The 16,355-nt window shown below is 68.7% G+C and carries 16 protein-coding genes; 8 read left to right on the top strand and 8 right to left on the bottom strand.

Annotated elements, in window-relative coordinates; genetic code table 11:
* Positions 1-347 precede the first annotated feature (347 nt).
* The gene (locus AC3WON_RS29300; RefSeq protein ID WP_010810904.1) at positions 348-1,169 is read right to left on the bottom strand and encodes a MetQ/NlpA family ABC transporter substrate-binding protein; all 822 of its coding nucleotides are present in this window, start codon (positions 1,167-1,169) and stop codon (positions 348-350) included.
* Positions 1,170-1,352: 183 nt separating this feature from the next.
* On the opposite strand from AC3WON_RS29300, the gene AC3WON_RS29305 reads away from it, so the two are divergent.
* Positions 1,353-1,709, top strand: coding sequence for a hypothetical protein (locus AC3WON_RS29305; protein WP_492353308.1), 357 nt, complete (start codon positions 1,353-1,355; stop codon positions 1,707-1,709).
* A 282-nt stretch (positions 1,710-1,991) separates the two neighbouring features.
* A complete protein-coding gene (locus tag AC3WON_RS29310; RefSeq protein ID WP_492353309.1) occupies positions 1,992-2,951 on the top strand; it encodes a lysylphosphatidylglycerol synthase domain-containing protein in 960 nt (319 codons plus the stop codon).
* 110 nt (positions 2,952-3,061) lie between these two features.
* Here the strand turns inward: AC3WON_RS29310 and AC3WON_RS29315 are convergent, their stop codons facing one another.
* The 7 genes from AC3WON_RS29315 to AC3WON_RS29345 all read right to left on the bottom strand — a co-directional run bounded on the left by AC3WON_RS29315 (position 3,062) and on the right by AC3WON_RS29345 (position 10,578).
* Positions 3,062-4,336, bottom strand: a complete 1,275-nt coding sequence (locus AC3WON_RS29315; protein ID WP_492318421.1) for an O-acetylhomoserine aminocarboxypropyltransferase/cysteine synthase family protein — start codon at positions 4,334-4,336, stop codon at positions 3,062-3,064.
* 230 nt (positions 4,337-4,566) lie between these two features.
* On the bottom strand, positions 4,567-5,940 hold the full coding sequence (locus AC3WON_RS29320) for an LLM class flavin-dependent oxidoreductase (RefSeq protein WP_492353310.1): 1,374 nt from the start codon (positions 5,938-5,940) through the stop codon (positions 4,567-4,569).
* Positions 5,941-5,971: 31 nt separating this feature from the next.
* On the bottom strand, positions 5,972-6,934 hold the full coding sequence (locus AC3WON_RS29325) for a TauD/TfdA dioxygenase family protein (RefSeq protein ID WP_492353311.1): 963 nt from the start codon (positions 6,932-6,934) through the stop codon (positions 5,972-5,974).
* A 31-nt stretch (positions 6,935-6,965) separates the two neighbouring features.
* Positions 6,966-7,760 carry an ABC transporter ATP-binding protein gene (locus AC3WON_RS29330; protein WP_492318424.1) on the bottom strand — a complete coding sequence of 265 codons (795 nt, stop codon included), beginning with the start codon at positions 7,758-7,760 and terminating at the stop codon, positions 6,966-6,968.
* Positions 7,761-7,793: 33 nt separating this feature from the next.
* Entirely contained in the window at positions 7,794-8,591 is a 798-nt protein-coding gene (locus AC3WON_RS29335; protein ID WP_492353312.1) for an ABC transporter permease, read from the bottom strand.
* 12 nt (positions 8,592-8,603) lie between these two features.
* A complete protein-coding gene (locus AC3WON_RS29340) occupies positions 8,604-9,443 on the bottom strand; it encodes an ABC transporter permease (RefSeq protein WP_492353313.1) in 840 nt (279 codons plus the stop codon).
* 4 nt (positions 9,444-9,447) lie between these two features.
* The gene (locus AC3WON_RS29345; RefSeq protein WP_492353314.1) at positions 9,448-10,578 is read right to left on the bottom strand and encodes an ABC transporter substrate-binding protein; all 1,131 of its coding nucleotides are present in this window, start codon (positions 10,576-10,578) and stop codon (positions 9,448-9,450) included.
* Positions 10,579-10,793: 215 nt separating this feature from the next.
* Here AC3WON_RS29345 and soxC point away from each other — a divergent pair, with 215 nt between their 5' ends.
* The 6 genes from soxC to AC3WON_RS29375 all read left to right on the top strand — a co-directional run.
* Positions 10,794-12,035 carry a sulfite dehydrogenase gene (gene soxC, locus AC3WON_RS29350; RefSeq protein WP_492318428.1) on the top strand — a complete coding sequence of 414 codons (1,242 nt, stop codon included), beginning with the start codon at positions 10,794-10,796 and terminating at the stop codon, positions 12,033-12,035.
* Positions 12,022-12,609 (top strand): c-type cytochrome, encoded by a 588-nt coding sequence (locus AC3WON_RS29355; RefSeq protein WP_492318429.1) that lies wholly within the window; start codon positions 12,022-12,024, stop codon positions 12,607-12,609. Before soxC ends, AC3WON_RS29355 begins: the two co-directional genes overlap by 14 nt.
* 151 nt (positions 12,610-12,760) lie before the next feature.
* Positions 12,761-13,690, top strand: coding sequence for a TauD/TfdA dioxygenase family protein (locus AC3WON_RS29360; RefSeq protein WP_492353315.1), 930 nt, complete (start codon positions 12,761-12,763; stop codon positions 13,688-13,690).
* A gap of 81 nt (positions 13,691-13,771) precedes the next feature.
* Entirely contained in the window at positions 13,772-14,782 is a 1,011-nt protein-coding gene (locus AC3WON_RS29365) for an ABC transporter substrate-binding protein (protein WP_492353316.1), read from the top strand.
* 2 nt (positions 14,783-14,784) lie between these two features.
* Positions 14,785-15,621: an ABC transporter ATP-binding protein gene (locus AC3WON_RS29370; RefSeq protein WP_492318432.1), complete on the top strand. Its 837-nt coding sequence runs from the start codon at positions 14,785-14,787 to the stop codon at positions 15,619-15,621.
* Positions 15,622-15,637: 16 nt separating this feature from the next.
* A partial coding sequence (locus tag AC3WON_RS29375; protein WP_492353317.1) for an ABC transporter permease occupies positions 15,638-16,355 on the top strand: 718 nt, incomplete at its 3' end.

Raw genomic sequence — 16,355 nt, forward strand, 5'->3', positions numbered from 1 at the left:
GGGAGGAGAAGTGGGGGAGGAGGTGTCGCCCGGCGGGGCAAGGTAGCGGGTGTAGCCGATCTCAAAGCGCGCAACCGTGGACATGGCAGGTCTCTCGATGCGGTTGTCTCGACAGGATCCGCTGGGACGGCCGCGAGGATCTTCGCAGCTATCCGCAGCAATGATCGCGTTGTGATCCCTGCCGTGCTTTTTGGGCGCGGGGGACTTGAGCTTGAGTGTAGGGCATTTGCGCGGCGCGCGCGGCGCAAAATTGTCTTGCTGCGCACAATGCGCGCGACAGCTGCCCCCCCAAAAGCGAGAAAGCGCCTGGCGGCGCTTCCTTGCTTTCGGGGCGAGAGCGCGGTGGCTCAGCGCTGGTACGGCGGCTGCACGAAGCCCGCAAAGCGCTGCTGCGTCACGGCCTTGAACTCCGCCGACTCGTAGGCCTCCCGGATGTCCTTGACGAAGGGCTTGTTCAGGTCCGCCGTCTTCACCGCGACCAGGTTCATGTAGTAGTCGGGAATCTTCTCCAGCGCCAGCGCCGAGGTCAGCTTCAGGCCGGAGGCCAGCGCATAGTTGCCGTTGACGAAGGCATAGTCCACGTCGTCGAGCGAGCGCGGCAGTTGGGCGGCTTCCAGCTGGATCAGCTTGAGCTTGTGCGGGTTGGCGTCGATGTCGCGCTCGCTGGCGCGGATCGGGTCGGTGCCCGGCTTGAGCGTGACCCAGCCGATCTGCTGCAGGATGGCGATGGCGCGCGCCAGGTTGGTGGGATCGTTCGGCAGCGACACGGTATTGCCGGGCTTCACCTCGGCCAGGCCCTTGTGCTTGCGGCTGTAGATGCCGATCGGCGCGGTCGGCACCTGGATCACGTCGGTCAGCGCCAGCTTGCGGTCGGCTGAGAACTTCTTCAGGTAGGCCACATGCTGGAACGCATTGGCGTCGATGGCGCCGTCGGCCAGCGCCAGGTTGGGCTGCACGTAGTCGCTGAACTCAATGATGGTGACCTTGTAGCCGCGCTTTTCCAGCACCGGCTTCACGCCATAGCGGATCTGGTCGGCGTAGGGGCCGGCGGTGGCGCCGAAGCGGATTTCCTTCTTGTCCGGATCGGCCGCGCCCGCACCCTGCATCACGCCCAGTGCCAGCACCGCTGCCGCCAGCCGTGCGACGAAGCCGAATTTCCCGTATTGCATCTGATGCTCCCCGTTATGTTGTTGGAGGCCGGCAGCGTCCCGCCGCGGCGTCGGCTCATTGTATGGAAAGGCAGGCAATAGGCGAACGAGTTATTACGCATGGTCATATGCCGCTGGCGAATAAGGGCGCCGGCGCCTGGCTGCACTACGCTGAAGGGCAGCGTCACCCGTATGGAGGCCGCCATGCCCGAACAACTTACCCGGCATCCCGAAGTCACGATCCAGGTCTTGCGCAGCGCCGGGGCCAGCTGCGGCGAGGGCGCCCCGCAGGCCATCCTCAAGGCCTGCCCGCGCGAGCGCTTCTGCAAGCTGCCCGGCGGGGAGATCTGCGTGTATGGCCTGGACGGGGCGCAGGCGATGACGCAGTTCACGGCTGCCGACTGGCAGTCGCTCGCGCCCCTTGCGCGGGACCGTGCAGATGTTGCGGCCGCGGCGGGCTGGGAGGGGACCGCTGCCGCGGTGTTCATTGCCGGGCTTGCCGCCGGCGCGCTGGCGGCCGCGGCCCTGACGCGCTGGCGGCGCAGCCGTGGCCGTGGTTGACGTGCCGGCGCTGGCACGGTGTTTGCGGCTTTCTCAGGTCATGACACCGATGCAGTCCGCCTCCAATCGTTTCCGCCGGCCAGGGCACGGCGCAGAGCGGCGCCTGTCGTGCGGACCCGGCGCGATCCCGTGCGCGCGCGAAAGCGCGCTGCCGGAAACTTTTATCCTGTTTGAAGCCGAGGCAGGCCAGAAATTGCATGCCGGGCTGGCGCACGCAGGCCTGCATTCCTGCACATTCCTGACGCCGGTCTTGCGGTGCGCGGCGACGAGGGGAGGCGCGCAATGATGGGCGCGACGACCTTCTCGGCGATCCGCCAGCACGCGCACTGGCCCGCGTGGCGCCGTGCCATCGGCATCCTGTTCATTGCCGCGGTGCTGGCGCTGATCGCGCGCAAGCTGGGCACCATCGACTGGGACGCGGTGCTGGCCGCGCTGCGCGGCTTCAACGCCCGCACGCTGGCGCCGGCGGCGGCCTTCGTTGCGCTGAGCGGCTTGCTGTACAGCCAGTTCGACCGCCTCGGCTGCCACTATGCCGGACACCCGTTGCCGGCGCGGCGGGTGATGGCGATCTCTTATGTCAGCTACACGCTCAGCCTCAACCTCGGGGCCACGCTGGGCGGCGCGGGCGTGCGCTACCGCCTGTACACGCGCGCCGGGCTGACCCTGCCGCAGATCTGGAGCCTGTTCGTGGTGGTGGTGAGCAGCAACTGGCTTGGCTATGCCTTGCTGGCGGGGGGCATCCTGGTGGCGCAGCTGGTGGTGCTGCCGCCGGAGTGGGGCGTTCCCGCGGCGCTGACACGGGTGCTGGGCGCGCTGATGCTGGCGGTGCCGGCTGCCTACCTGGCTGCCTGTGCCACCTGGCACGGCCGGCACCGGACCGTGCGCGACCACGATATCTACGTTCCGTCGGTCGGCTTCGCGGCGCTGCAAATCCTCTTGTCTGCAGCCCACTGGATGGCGATGGCGGCGATCCTGTTTTCGCTGCTGCATACGCATGCGGGGTACTTCACGGTGCTTGGGGTATTGCTGGCGTCGGGGCTGGCGGGCGTGGTGGTGCGGATCCCCGGGGGTCTCGGCGTGATCGAGACCGTGTTCCTGACGATGCTGGGCGGCCAGGTGCCGCACGGGCTGCTGCTGGCGGCGCTGATTGCGTATCGCGCGATGTATTACCTGATTCCGCTGATGATCGGGGCGATCGGCTACTTTGTGCTGGAGGCGCACGGCAAGCGTGGTGGGAGGTAGGTCGTGCTGGCGACCGATAGCTTTCGGGAGTGCTACCACCCTTCGCGTACGCTCCCCTCTCCCGCAAGCGGGAGAGGGAGAAACCCTGCGGATCCCTGTGACGCCTGCGGTCAGACTGCCGCCAGCGCCCGATCCAGGTCCTCGATCAGATCATCGATATGCTCGATGCCGACCGACAGCCGCACCATGTCCTCACTGACGCCCGCCGCCTTCAGTTCATCCGCATTGAGTTGCCGATGCGTGGTCGACGCCGGATGCGTGGCCAGCGACTTGGCATCGCCGATATTGACCAGCCGCGTGAACAGCTGCAGCGCGTCCAGGAAGCGCGCGCCGCCTTCACGGCCGCCTTGCTTCAGGCCGAACGACAGGATGCCGGGGCCGCGCCCGCCCAGGTACTTCTGCACCAGCGCGTGGTCGGCATGGTCGGGCAGGCCGGCAAAGTTGACCCAGTCCACCTTGGCATGCTGCTGCAGGTGGCGGGCAATCGCCAGCGCGTTCTCGGTGATGCGGTCCAGCCGCAGCGCCAGGGTTTCGATGCCTTGCAGGATCAGGAAGGCATTGAAAGGCGACAGCGCCGCGCCGGTATTGCGCAGCGGCACCACGCGCGCGCGGCCGATGTAGGCGGCCGGGCCCAGCGCCTCGGTGTAGACCACGCCGTGATAGGAGACGTCGGGCTCGTTCAGGCGCTTGAAGCGTTCCTTGTGCTGGGCCCAGGGGAACTTGCCGCTGTCGATGATGGCGCCGCCGACGCTGTTGCCGTGGCCGCCCAGGTACTTGGTCAGCGAATGCACGACGATATCCGCGCCATGCTCGAACGGACGGCACAGGTAGGGCGATGGCACCGTGTTGTCGACGATCAGCGGCACGCCGTGGTTGTGCGCCACGCGCGCGATGGCTTCGATATCGACCACGTTGCCGAGCGGGTTGCCCACCGACTCCACGAAGATCGCCTTGGTGCGCGCGTCGATCAGGTCGCCGAAGCTGGCCGGGTTGCGGCCATCGGCAAAGCGCGTCTCGATGCCGGACTGCGGCAGCGTGTGCGCCAGCAGGTTGTAGGTGCCGCCATAGAGCTGGCTCGACGAGACGATGTTGTCGCCGGCCTCGGCAATGGTCTGGATCGCATACGTGATTGCCGCCATGCCGGACGCCAGCGCCAGCGCGCCCACGCCGCCCTCGAGCGCGGCCAGGCGCTGCTCGAGCACGTCGTTGGTCGGGTTCATGATGCGGCTGTAGATGTTGCCGGCCACCTTCAGGTCGAACAGGTCGGCGCCGTGCTGGGCGCTGTCGAAGGCGTAGGCCACCGTCTGGTAGATGGGCACGGCCACCGCGCGCGTGGTGGGATCGGGCGAATAGCCGCCATGGACGGCCAGGGTTTCGAGTCTCATCTTCTTCTCTCTTCGTCTCGCTGTTGGGTGCCGGACCGGCGCGACGGGGCAGTGCCTGCCATGGCGCCGGGCATGCCGAGCGGTGCGCCGCGCGGGCGCACCAGGCCGTGCGATGGTACCAGCCGGCCCGCGCACGCCCCTGCGGCGTGGCCGCTATGGTTGCCGACGGCGCTCGCGCGAGGCAAGGAAACTTATTGCATTTGGATATGCGCGGTGCCGCAGCGCAGCGGTCATGCCCCGACCGCGAGCGGCGCTTCGACCTGCCGCCAGCGCAGGTTCTCGGGCCGGCGCAGCCCCAGGTGCTCGCGCAGCGTGGTGCCCGTATAGTGCTCGCGAAAGAGCCCGCGCCGGCGCAGTTCCGGCAGCACCAGTTCGATGAAATCATCGAGCCCGCCCGGCAGCCAGGGCGGCATCACGTTGAAGCCATCGGCGGCCTCGCCCTCGAACCACGCCTGCAGCTGGTCGGCGATGGACTGCGGCGTGCCGTGGATCGACCAGTGGCCGCGCGCGGTGGCCACGCGCAGGCACAGCTGGCGGATGGTGAGACCCTCGCGCCGGGCCAGGCCGGTAACCAGCTGGAAGCGGCTCTTGGCGCCGTTCGGTTCGGCCAGGTTGTCGGGCAGCGGGCCGTCCAGCGGATAGCCGCTCAGGTCGATCCCGCCCAGGTGCTGCGACAGCAGGGCCAGCCCCACCGACGGATGGATCAGGCTCTGCAGCGCTTCGAATTTCTCCTGCGCCTCGGCCTCGCTGCGGCCCACCACCGGGAACACGCCAGGCAGGATCTTGAGTTGATCGGACGTGCGGCCATAGCGCGCGAGCCGCGCTTTCAGGCCACGATAAAAGGCCTGCGCATCGGCCTGCGACTGCTGCGCGGTAAAGATGACCTCGGCGGTGCGGGCCGCCAGTTCCTGCCCGGCCTCCGACGAGCCAGCCTGCACGATCACCGGATGGCCCTGCGGCGGGCGCGCGACGTTGAGCGGTCCGCGCACCTGGAAGTGCGCGCCGCGATGGTCGAGCGTGTGCAGCTTGTCCGCATCGAAATGCCGGCCGCTGTCCTTGTCGTACAGGAAGGCATCGTCCTCCCAGGTGTCCCACAGCCCGGTGACCACGTCGACAAACTCTTCGGCGCGGGCGTAGCGATCCGCGTGCGCGGGATGACGTTCGAGGCTGAAGTTGCGCGCTTCGGCATCCGACCACGACGTCACCACGTTCCAGCCCGCGCGGCCGCCGCTGAGGTGGTCGAGCGAGGCGAACTTGCGCGCCACATGAAAGGGCTCGTTGTAGGTGGTGGAGACGGTCGCCACCAGGCCGATGCGCTGCGTCACTGCCGCCAGTGCCGACAGCAGCGTCAGCGGCTCGAAGGTGGCGGCGCGCGCGGTGCGCGGCAGGGTGGCATCGTCCATGCCGCGGATGGCAACGCCGTCCGCCAGGAACAGCGCATCGAACCCCGCGGCCTCGGCGCGCTGCGCCAGCGCGATGTAGTGCGCCAGGTTGCGCCCGGCATCGGCCTGCGCTCCCGGATGGCGCCACCCGGCGACATGGTGCCCGGTGGCCTGGAGAAAGGCGCCCAGATGCAGGTGGCGCGGCGGCTTTTGCTGTGACATCGATCGTGCTCCCCGGAAGCAACTGGCCGGATCAGGCCGCTTGCCGTTGCGCGGCAGCGGCGGACTGGTTGGCCGGCGCCGCGCCTTCGCTGCGCACGCCCGCCTTCACCGCCTTGCTGCGGCGGCCATCCACGCCGACCGGAATGTCGCCGGCCACGGTGGCCCGGCGCACCACCCGGTGCGCGTCGCCATAGTCGTTGATGGCGTAGTGCTGGGTGGCGCGGTTGTCCCAGATGGCGACGTCGCCCGCGCGCCAGCGCCAGCGCACGGTGTTCTCCAGCCGGTGCACATGGCCCTGCAGCACGGCAATCAGGTGCGCCGAATCGGCCGACGAGTAGTCCAGCAGCTTCTTGACGAAGTGGCCCAGCACCAGCGTGCGTTCACCGGTTTCCGGGTGCACGCGCACCACCGGGTGCTCGGTCTCGTAGAGCGCCGAGGTAAATAGCTCGCGGTAGCGCTTCAGCCCTTCGTCGCTCGGATTGACGCGCGTGGCCGCGTAGTCGTAGTCGTTGGTGTGCAGCGCCCACAGCTTGTCGGCCAGTTCACGCAGCGGCTCGGGCAGGTCCTGGTACGCGGCGGCGGTGTTGGCCCACACCGTGTCGCCGCCGGCGGCGGGAACGGTCACGGCGCGCAGCACCGAGACCGCGGGGTAGGCCAGGTCGAAGGTCACGTCGGTATGCCAGGAATTGGCGCGGCCGCCGTGCTGTGAGTCGAGCTCCAGCAATTGCGTGCCGTCGCGAGAGGGCACGGTCGGGTGCGGCACGGTGTCGCCGAACAGGCGCGCAAAGCCCTGCTGCGCGGCATCGTCAAGATGGACCTGGTCGCGGAAGAACAGCACCTTGTGCCTGAGCAAGGCTGCGCGGATGGCGGCGAAGGTGGCGGGCGGCAGGTCGCCGTGCAGCGCGACGCCGCGGATCTCGGCGCCGATGCGGCCGGCAACCGGGTGGATGTCGAGCTGGACGGTCTGGTCTTGCGTGGCGTTGGCTTGGGTCATCGCGAAGCTCCGGGGATGTAAGAGGGTTGGGTCAGGCGAGTTCAGGTTCGGGGGTCCGCTGCACGACAGGCTCCTGCCCGGCGAATTCGCGCAGCACGGCATCGCGCGCCCGCGCGAAGGGAGGTCCGGCGCGTTCGCGCGGATGCGGCAGGTCCACCGGCAGGATGCGGCGGATGCGGCCGGGCCGGGGTTCCATCACCACCACGCGGTCGCCCAGGAAGACGGCTTCCTCGACGTCGTGGGTGACCAGGATCATGGTGATGCCCTCGGCCTGCCAGATGCGCTGCAGTTCCTGCTGCAGGTAGGCCCGCGTCATCGCGTCGAGCGCGCCGAAGGGCTCGTCGAGCAGCAGGATCTCGGGGCGCGTCACCAGTGCCCGCGCAATTGCCACGCGCTGCGACATGCCGCCGGAGAGCTGGTGCGGATAGGCCTGCTCGAAGCCGCGCAGGCCAACCAGCGCGATATGCTCGGCCACGTTGCGGCCTTTCTCCGCGTCGCTGCCCGGCGTGTTGAGCAGCGCCAGCCGGATGTTCTGTTCCACCGTCAGCCACGGGAACAGGCGATGCTCCTGGAACACGATGCCGCGCTGCAGGCTGGTGCCCGATACGCGCTTGCCGTCCAGCAGGATCTCGCCGCGGTAGTCCTCTTCCAGGCCCACCACCAGCCGCAGCAGGGTGGACTTGCCGCAGCCGCTGGCGCCGACGATGCTGACGAACTCGCCCGGGGCGATGGTCAGGGTGATGTCCTCGAGCACGGGCAGCGCCCGGCCCTCGACTTCGTACTGCTTGTGCAGGTGCGCGATGCTTAGCGTGCCGGCATGTGGCATTTGCGGTCTCCGTTCAATAAGGTGCAGCGTGGCTCAGCCCGCGGCCACCGAGCGCCCGCGCCAGGCGAGCAGGCGGGACTCGATGCGGCTGGCAATCCAGTTCAGCGTGAAGCCGACCAGGCCGACCACGATCACGCCGAAGATCACCAGGTCCATCCAGAAGTTCTCGCGGCCGTCGGTCATGGTGTTGCCGATGCCCTTGCCGGATACCAGCAGGTACTCGGCGCCGAGCGTGGCCAGCCACGCATAGATCAGTCCCAGGTGGATGCCGGCGAAGATCGACGGCGCCGCCGACGGTAGCACCACGCGCCACAGCACCTGGGTGCGGTTGAATCGCAGGACGCGCGCAACCTCGAGCAGGTCCGCCGGCACGGCGCGGATGCCTTCGAAGGTGTTCAGCACCACCGGGAAGAATGCGGCCAGCGACAGGAACACCACCTTGGCGGCATCGCCCAGCCCGAACCAGACCGAGATCAGCGGGATCCATGCAAACAGCGAGATCTGCTTGACCGTGTGAAAGCTCGGACCGACCATGCGTTCGAACAGGCGCGACAGGCCCAGCGCCGTGCCGAACACCAGCCCGGCGCTGGCGCCGATGGCAAAGCCGGCCAGGTCGCGCCACAGGCTGGCGGCCAATGCCGTGGCCAGCGCGCCGCTCTGCACCTGGCGCACCGCGGTGTCCCAGACGCCGGATACCGGCACCAGCAGCGGCGAAGTGGTCCAGCCAAAGCGCACGGCGGCCCACCACAGCGCGAGCAGCGCGAGCGGCAGCACCCAGCCGCGCAAGGCGCGGGGCAGGCGAATACGGGGGCGGATAGCGGAAGTGGTCATCGCGGCCTCGCCTCAGAAGCCCGGCTTGCGCCAGCGCAGCACCGCGCCTTCGGCCAGCGCCAGCGTCTTGTCCAGCGCAAAGCCCACCACGCCCACCACCACCACGGCGGCGAGCACCATGTCGAGCTGGAACAGCTGGCGCCCGTAGACGATCATGTAGCCCAGCCCCTCGGACGAGGCCAGCAGCTCCACCACCACCAGCGCCAGCCACGCGTGCGTCAGGCCGTAGCGCACGCCGTTCCACACCGGCGCGGCCGCGGCGGGCAGCACCACGCGCGACAGCGTCTGCCAGCGCGTGAGCTGCAGCACCCGCGCCACTTCCAGGTAGCGGGTCGGCACGCTGCCGATGCCCTTGTACGTGTTCAGCGCCACCGGCACGAAGGCGGCCTTGGCGATCAGGATCACCTTGAGCGCTTCGTCGATGCCGACCAGCAGCATCAGCAGCGGCAGCCAGCCCAGCACCGGCACCTGGCTGAACGCCTTGAAGGTCGGGTAGACGTAGTCGCGCAACGTCGGCGACAGGCCCATGGCCGCGCCCAGCGCCAGGCCGCCGGCCAGCCCCAAGGCAAAGCCACCGGCCACGCGCAGCGCGCTGATAGCCAGGTTGGCCTGCAGTTCACCGCTTTGCCAGAGGTCGGCCAGCGTGCGTGCGACATCTTCGGGTGCGGGCAGCACCTGCGGCGGAATCCAGGCATTGCGGGCGGCCACGTACCACACCAGCAGCAGCGCCAGCGGCACCGGCCAGGCCAGCAGCCAGCGTGTGGCATCCCGCCAGCGCAGTGGCCTGCGCGGGGAAGGCGCGCGCGGTGCTGCTGCTGCGGCGGGCAGTGAAAGCGATTCGGCGACGGACATGGTGTCAGGCTCCCAGGATCTTGCCGTTGGGTTGGTAGACGGGCCAGTAGCTCTGCAGGTTCAGGTCGTTGAGAGCCACTCTCAGGAAGCGCTGGTCGATCCACTGGTCCACGTCAAAGCGCGCACGGCTCAGCTTGAAGCGATAGGCCTGCTCGACCGCATCCTTGTAGCGGCTGACCAGGAAGGGATCGAAATTCGGGTTCAGCCGCACCCGCAGCGGCTCGCCGTCGAAGTCCTCCTTCCAGTGGTCATAAGGCGTGCCAGCACGCGCCCAGGTGCGCAGCACCTCCTCGCGATGGCTCTCGTCCGAGGCCCACCGCGCCGCCTCGACCGCGGCCTTCACCAGGTGCTGCGTGGCTTCCGGATAGCGCCCGGCGAAATCGTCGCTCACCAGTACATGGCTTTGCCGTGTGTAGGTCGGCGACTGGTTCTTGCTGGAGTACAGGATGCGCACCGCGCCCTTGTCGCGCAGGCGCAGGATGTCCATGGCGCCGATGGCGGCGTCGATGTCGCGCGTGGACAGCGCCGCCAGGTAGCCGGCCGTGTCCAGGTTGAGCAGGCGCAGGTCCTTGTCCGACAGCCCGTTCGCTTCCAGCAGGCGCAGCGCCGGCAGATGCATGTTGGTGCCCTTGAACAGCGACACGCGCTTGCCGCGCAGGTCGCTGACCGTCTTCAGCGGCGAATCGGGTGGCACCCCCACATAGATGTTGGCGCGCACGCCGGTGGCCAGCACCAGCCGCGTCTTCAGGCCCGCGGAGCGCGCCACGATGGACGGCAGGTCGCCCTGCAGTGCGAAGTCGAGCTGGCGGTTGGCCAGCGCCTCGTTGACGGCGGGGCCGGCGCCCTTGAAGAAGAACCACTCCACGCGCGTGCCGGTCGGCTTGAACGATTCCTCGAGCCAGCCGCGCGCATGGGCAATCGCCAGCGAACTGCCGGCAAAGCTGGGCGGGGTGCCGGTGGCGGGCTGGGCCACGCCGACGCGGATCACGTCGGGCCGCGCTGCCGGGCTGGCGCTGAACGCGGACAGCGGCGACAGCGACGCGGCCATGCCCAGCCCGGACCAGGCCGCGCAGCGCAGCAGCTCGCGGCGGGTCAGCGTGGGTGCTGCGGTGGCATCGGGGCGCGGGGTCGTCATCGTGCAGACCTTCTTGAAGTGGAGGACGGCTCCACGATAAGCGGCGCTGCGCGCGAACCTGAACGAATGATTCCGGCTTTGGTTATCGGCCCCGCGCATATGGCGCGCGGCGCGGCGTTGGCATATCGGCATGCAATCTTCTTCGTTGGCCGAGTGCCGGTGCTGTCCTACAGTCTGCGCATTTTGATCGCTACCAGACTGACCACGCCCTCACGATGAGCAATGACCTGACTTCCGGCCGCCGGCGCTTCCTGCAGCGCGGGGCGGTGCTGGGCGCCGCCGCGGCTGGCGCCGCCACCGCGGCGCGCGCTGAGCCGCTGACGGTTGCGCCGTGGACACGCACGCCGGGCGAGCCCGTGCTGTGGCATGCCTACGGCCAGCCGTCCCCGTTCGAGAAAGACGTGGTGCGGCGCAGCCGCAGCGCGGCGCCGCTGCCCGGCGCCAACTCGTCGATGACGCCGCTGCAGGACCTGCGCGGCATCATCACGCCGACCGGGCTGGTGTTCGAGCGCCATCACGCCGGCATCCCGCTGATCGACCCGGCGCAGCACCGGCTGGCGGTGCACGGGCTGGTGGCGCGCCCGCGCATCTTCACCATGGACGACCTGGTGCGCCTGCCGTCGGTATCGCGCATCCATTTCCTGGAGTGCTCGGGCAACACCGGGCGCGAGTGGAAGGCGCCCGGTGCGAAATCGGTTCAGATCAGCCACGGCCTGCTGTCTTGCTGTGAGTGGACCGGCGTGCCGTTGTCCGTGGTGCTGGACGAAATCGGCGTGGCGCCGGAAGCTGCGTGGGTGCTGGCCGAGGGCGCCGATGGTGCAGCCATGACGCGCAGCGTGCCGCTGGCCAAGGCGCTGGAAGACGCATTGCTGGTCTATGCGCAGAACGGCGAGATGCTGCGGCCCGAGCATGGCTATCCGCTGCGGCTGTTCCTGCCGGGCTATGAGGGCAACATGTCCATCAAGTGGCTGCGGCGCCTGAAGCTGGGGCGCGCGCCGTTCATGTCGCGCGAAGAGACGTCGAAGTACACGGACTCCTTGCCCGACGGCAGCGCGCGGCAGTTCACCTTCCTGATGGACGTGAAGTCCGTGATCACCTTCCCCGCGCCGGACCACAAACTGCGTGAGCGCGGGTTCTATGAGATCTCGGGCCTGGCGTGGTCGGGCCATGGGCGCATCCGCCGCGTCGAGGTGTCGGTCGACGGCGGCCGCAGCTGGCGCGAGGCGCAGCTGCAGGAGCCGGTGCTGGACCGCGCGCTGGTGCGTTTTCGCCTGCCGTGGCGCTGGGATGGCGGGCCAGCTTCGCTGGAGAGCCGCGCCATCGACGAAGCCGGCAACGTCCAGCCTACGCCGGACCAGCTCGTGGCCGCGCGCGGCGTGGCTTCCACCTATCACTACAACGCGATCCAGCGCTGGCGCGTGGCCGCGGACGGGAGTATTGCCAATGCGCGCGCTTGAACGATTCAGCGGTACCGTCGCGGTGCTCGCGCTGGCCTGCACCGCGCAAACGGCCGTTGCGCAGACCTATGGCATAGGCCGCCCCGCCAGCGAGCGCGACCTTGCCGCGTGGAATATCGACGTGACCCCGGACGGCACGGGCCTGCCGCCGGGCAGCGGCACGGTCGCGCGTGGCCAGCAGGTCTATGCGCAGCACTGTGCCGCATGTCACGGCGTCAATGGCGAAGGCAAGCCGGCCGATGCGCTGGTGGGCGGGCAGGGCACGCTGAAGGACGCCGCCAGGGGCAAGGACCCGGTCAAGACCATCGGCAGCTTCTGGCCCTACGCGACCACGGTATTCGACTTCATCAACCGTGCCATGCCCTACAACGCGCCGCAGAGCCTGGCACCGGACGAGGTCTATGCCGTCACTGCGTGGCTGCTGCACAAGAACGGCATCCTGCCCGCAGATGCGGTGCTGGACGCGCGCACGCTGCCGCAGGTGAAGATGCCGAACCGCGATGGCTTTGTCGCCGACGCGCGCCCGGATACCGCCAACGTGCCGTGCCGCAGCGGTTGCCCCGGCAAGCCCTGATGGCCCGCCAATGTCGAGACATGGATATGCGATAAGCGGATAAGGGCCAGCGATTTGATTCGTTGACCGTGCAGTGGCCGGCTCTCTACAGTGCAAGCTTGTACGCGGCATCCCGGATGCCGCATCGGCTTCCCCCGTGCCAGAGCTTGCCATGACGACCGCAACCGCCCACGCCAGTGTTTCGCGCCAGCAGAGCGCACCGCTTTCCACCGCATTGTCCGCAGGCGCGGGCAACTTCGAGATCCGTCTGCTGGACGCGCCGCTGGGCGCGGAAGTGATCGGGCTCGACTTGTCGCAGCCACTGTCCGACGCGGATTTTGCCCGCATCCATCGCGCCCACCTCGACTACCACGTGGTGGTGTTCCGCGACCAGCAGATCACGCCGGCGCAGCAGATCGATTTCAGCCGCCGCTTCGGGCCGTTGCAGATCCACGTGCTGCACCAGTTCCAGCTGCCGGGCCATGCGGAAGTGCTGGTGGTGTCCAACGTGGTCGAGAACGGCAAGCCGATCGGGCTGGGCGATGCCGGCCACTTCTGGCATTCGGACCTGTCGTACAAGGAAAAGCCCAGCCTCGGTTCGCTGCTGCATGCGCGCGAGCTGCCCGCCGAAGGCGGCGACACGCTGTTCGCCAACATGCACCTGGCCTGGGACACGCTGCCGGCGGCGCTGCAACGCGCCGTCGATGGCCTGCAGGCCGAGCACACTTACCTGGCGCGCTATGCCGAGCTGCAGCAGCGCAGCCCGTGGCGGCCCAACCTGACGCCGGAGCAGGTCGCGCAGGTCAGGCCGGTGCTGCAGCCGGTGGTGCGCACCCATCCGGAAACGGGGCGCAAGGCGCTCTTTGTCAGCGAGCACTTCACCACCCGCATCGTCGGCCTGCCCGAGCAGGAAAGCCGCGACCTGCTGGACCAGTTGTTCGCGCACAGCGTCAAGCCCGCCCACATCTACCGCCACCAGTGGCAGCCACATGACCTGGTGTTCTGGGACAACCGCTCGCTGCTGCATCTTGCCGCGGGCTGTCCGCCGGAACTGCGGCGCGTGATGTACCGCACCACCATCGAAGGCGACGTGCCGCGCTGAAGGCGGCAGCGGTATCGCAAGTCATCCCAGGGCGCTCGCAGCGGCGAGCGCCAATCCACCGTATTCCCCGGAGTCCTGATCATGTTCACTCGTTTTTCCCGCAAGCTCGGCCTGCTGGCGCTGAGCGCCGGCCTCGCCATCACCGGCACCGCGCACGCCGAAGGCAAGCTGCGCATCGCCGAGCAGTTCGGCGTGGTCTACCTGCTGCTCAACGTGGCGCGCGACCAGCAGCTGATCGAAAAGCACGGCAAGCAGCAGGGTGTCGACATCAAGGTCGAATGGACGCAACTGTCGGGTGGAGCCGCGGTCAATGATGCGCTGCTGTCCGGTGCCATCGATATCGCCGGCGCCGGCGTGGGCCCGCTGCTGACGCTGTGGGACCGCACCCACGGCAAGCAGAACGTGCGCGGCGTGGCATCGCTGGGCAACTTCCCGTACTACCTGGTCAGCAACAACCCCAAGGTGAAGTCGATTGCCGACTTCACCGAGAAGGACCGCATCGCGCTGCCGGCGGTGGGCGTGTCGGTGCAGTCGCGCGTGCTGCAACTGGCTGCGGCCAGGCAATGGGGCGACAAGGAATACAACCGCCTCGACAAGTGGACCGTGGCGGTGCCGCACCCGGATGCGGCCGCGGCGATCATCTCCGGCGGCACCGAGATCACCGGCCACTTCGGCAATCCGCCGTTCCAGGAGCAGGAGCTGGCGGGCAACCCCAACGCGCGCATCGTGCTGAATTCCTATGACGTGCTGGGCGGTCCGAGTTCTTCCACGGTGCTGTACGCGACCGAGAAGTTCCGCAGCGACAACCCCAAGACCTATCGCGCCTTCGTCGATGCGCTGGCCGAGGCCGCGGCCTTTGCCACCGCCAATCCGGAAGCGGCCGCCGATATCTACCTGCGCCAGAGCAAGGCCAAGACCGACCGCGCGCTGCTGCTGCGCGTGCTGAAGAATCCGCAGGTGCAGTTCCGCGTGGCGCCGCAGAACACCTTTGCACTGGCCGCTTTCATGCACCGCGTGGGCGCGATCCGCAACCAGCCCAAGTCCTGGCAGGACTACTTCTTCCAGGACCCGGTCACCGCGCAGGGGAGCTGAGCATGGCCACCCATAACCTGCGCGTGGTGTCGGAGCGCGCCACGCCGTTGCTGCAGGTCGACGGCGTGTCGCTGGAGTACCGCATGCCCGAGCGCATCGTGCGCGCCACCCATCGCGTCAGCTTCGACGTGCATGCCGGCGACCGCTTCGTGCTGCTGGGCCCGTCCGGCTGCGGCAAGTCCACGTTGCTGAAGGCGGTTGCCGGGTTCGTTCCGCCCAGCGAGGGCGAGATCCGGCTGGAAGGCCGGCGTGTGCTGCAGCCCGGGCCGGACCGCATCGTGGTGTTCCAGGAGTTCGACCAGCTGCCGCCGTGGAAAACGGTGGTGCAGAACGTGATGTTCCCGCTGCGGCAAGCGCGCAAGCTGTCGCGCGCAGAGGCGCGCGAGCTGGCGCTGGACAGCCTGCACAAGGTGGGGCTGGCCGATTTTGCCGATGCCTACCCGCATACGCTGTCGGGCGGCATGAAGCAGCGCGTGGCAATCGCGCGCGCACTGGCGATGCGCCCCAAGGTGCTGCTGATGGACGAGCCCTTTGCCGCGCTGGATGCGCTCACGCGCCGGCGCATGCAGGAAGAGCTGCTGGCGCTCTGGGACGACGCGGCCTTCACGCTGCTGTTCGTCACCCATTCGATCGAAGAGGCGCTGGTGGTGGGCAGCCGCATCCTGCTGCTGTCGCCGCACCCGGGCCGCGTGCGCGCGGAGCTCAACAGCCACCAGTTCAGCCTGGCCAGCCAGGGCGGCGCCGAATTCCAGGCCGCCGCGCAACGCATCCATACCTTGCTGTTCGACGAGCCCGCCGCCGAGGCCGCGCCGCGTGCGCGCAGCGCGGCGGGCCGCTGAACCGGGACATCGCATCATGACGCAACCGACACTGACACTGGCCGACACGCATCGGCCCGAATACGAACGCGAGCCTGAACCCTTCACCGAAGCCCCGCTTGCGCGCGCGCTGCCGTGGCACCAGCGCCTGTGGCAACACGGCTGGCTGCGCAAGGCGGTGATCCTGCTGGCGCTGGGGCTGATCTGGGAGCTGGTGGCGCGCGTGCAGGACAACGACCTGCTGCTGCCGTCATGCCTGGCCACGATGCGCGCCTTCGGCGACGCGGTGGCCAGCGGCGAGCTGCCGGGCAAGGCGGCGATTTCGCTGTCGGTGCTGCTGCGCGGCTATGCCGCCGGGATCGTGCTGGCGTTCGTGCTGACCTCGCTGGCGGTGTCCACGCGCTTCGGGCGCGATGTGCTGGACACGCTCACCGCCATGTTCAATCCGCTGCCGGCGATCGCGCTATTGCCGCTGGCGCTGCTGTGGTTCGGGCTGGGCACCAAAAGCCTGGTCTTCGTGCTGGTCCATTCGGTGCTGTGGCCGCTGGCGCTGAACATGTACGCGGGCTTCCGGGCGGTGCCGCCGACGCTGCGCATGGCGGGCCGCAACTACGGCCTGCGCGGGCTGCGCTATGTCGCGCTGGTGCTGGTGCCGGCGGCGCTGCCGGCGATCCTGTCGGGCCTGAAGATCGGCTGGGCCTTTGCCTGGCGCACGCTGATCGCGGCCGAGCTGGTGTTCGGCGCGTCGTCGGGGC

This window comes from Cupriavidus sp. FW305-46 (genome assembly GCF_058787075.1).

Bases quoted from the DNA above. Each gene is read 5' to 3' on its own strand.
- AC3WON_RS29340 (WP_492353313.1), bottom strand. From the start codon at position 9,443: ATGTCCGTCGCCGAATCGCTTTCACTGCCCGCCGCAGCAGCAGCACCG.
- soxC (WP_492318428.1), top strand. From the start codon at position 10,794: ATGAGCAATGACCTGACTTCCGGCCGCCGGCGCTTCCTGCAGCGCGGG.
- AC3WON_RS29365 (WP_492353316.1), top strand. From the start codon at position 13,772: ATGTTCACTCGTTTTTCCCGCAAGCTCGGCCTGCTGGCGCTGAGCGCC.
- AC3WON_RS29335 (WP_492353312.1), bottom strand. From the start codon at position 8,591: ATGACCACTTCCGCTATCCGCCCCCGTATTCGCCTGCCCCGCGCCTTG.
- AC3WON_RS29300 (WP_010810904.1), bottom strand. From the start codon at position 1,169: ATGCAATACGGGAAATTCGGCTTCGTCGCACGGCTGGCGGCAGCGGTG.
- AC3WON_RS29325 (WP_492353311.1), bottom strand. From the start codon at position 6,934: ATGACCCAAGCCAACGCCACGCAAGACCAGACCGTCCAGCTCGACATC.
- AC3WON_RS29370 (WP_492318432.1), top strand. From the start codon at position 14,785: ATGGCCACCCATAACCTGCGCGTGGTGTCGGAGCGCGCCACGCCGTTG.
- AC3WON_RS29305 (WP_492353308.1), top strand. From the start codon at position 1,353: ATGCCCGAACAACTTACCCGGCATCCCGAAGTCACGATCCAGGTCTTG.
- AC3WON_RS29355 (WP_492318429.1), top strand. From the start codon at position 12,022: ATGCGCGCGCTTGAACGATTCAGCGGTACCGTCGCGGTGCTCGCGCTG.
- AC3WON_RS29330 (WP_492318424.1), bottom strand. From the start codon at position 7,760: ATGCCACATGCCGGCACGCTAAGCATCGCGCACCTGCACAAGCAGTAC.
- AC3WON_RS29320 (WP_492353310.1), bottom strand. From the start codon at position 5,940: ATGTCACAGCAAAAGCCGCCGCGCCACCTGCATCTGGGCGCCTTTCTC.
- AC3WON_RS29315 (WP_492318421.1), bottom strand. From the start codon at position 4,336: ATGAGACTCGAAACCCTGGCCGTCCATGGCGGCTATTCGCCCGATCCC.
- AC3WON_RS29345 (WP_492353314.1), bottom strand. From the start codon at position 10,578: ATGACGACCCCGCGCCCCGATGCCACCGCAGCACCCACGCTGACCCGC.
- AC3WON_RS29360 (WP_492353315.1), top strand. From the start codon at position 12,761: ATGACGACCGCAACCGCCCACGCCAGTGTTTCGCGCCAGCAGAGCGCA.
- AC3WON_RS29310 (WP_492353309.1), top strand. From the start codon at position 1,992: ATGATGGGCGCGACGACCTTCTCGGCGATCCGCCAGCACGCGCACTGG.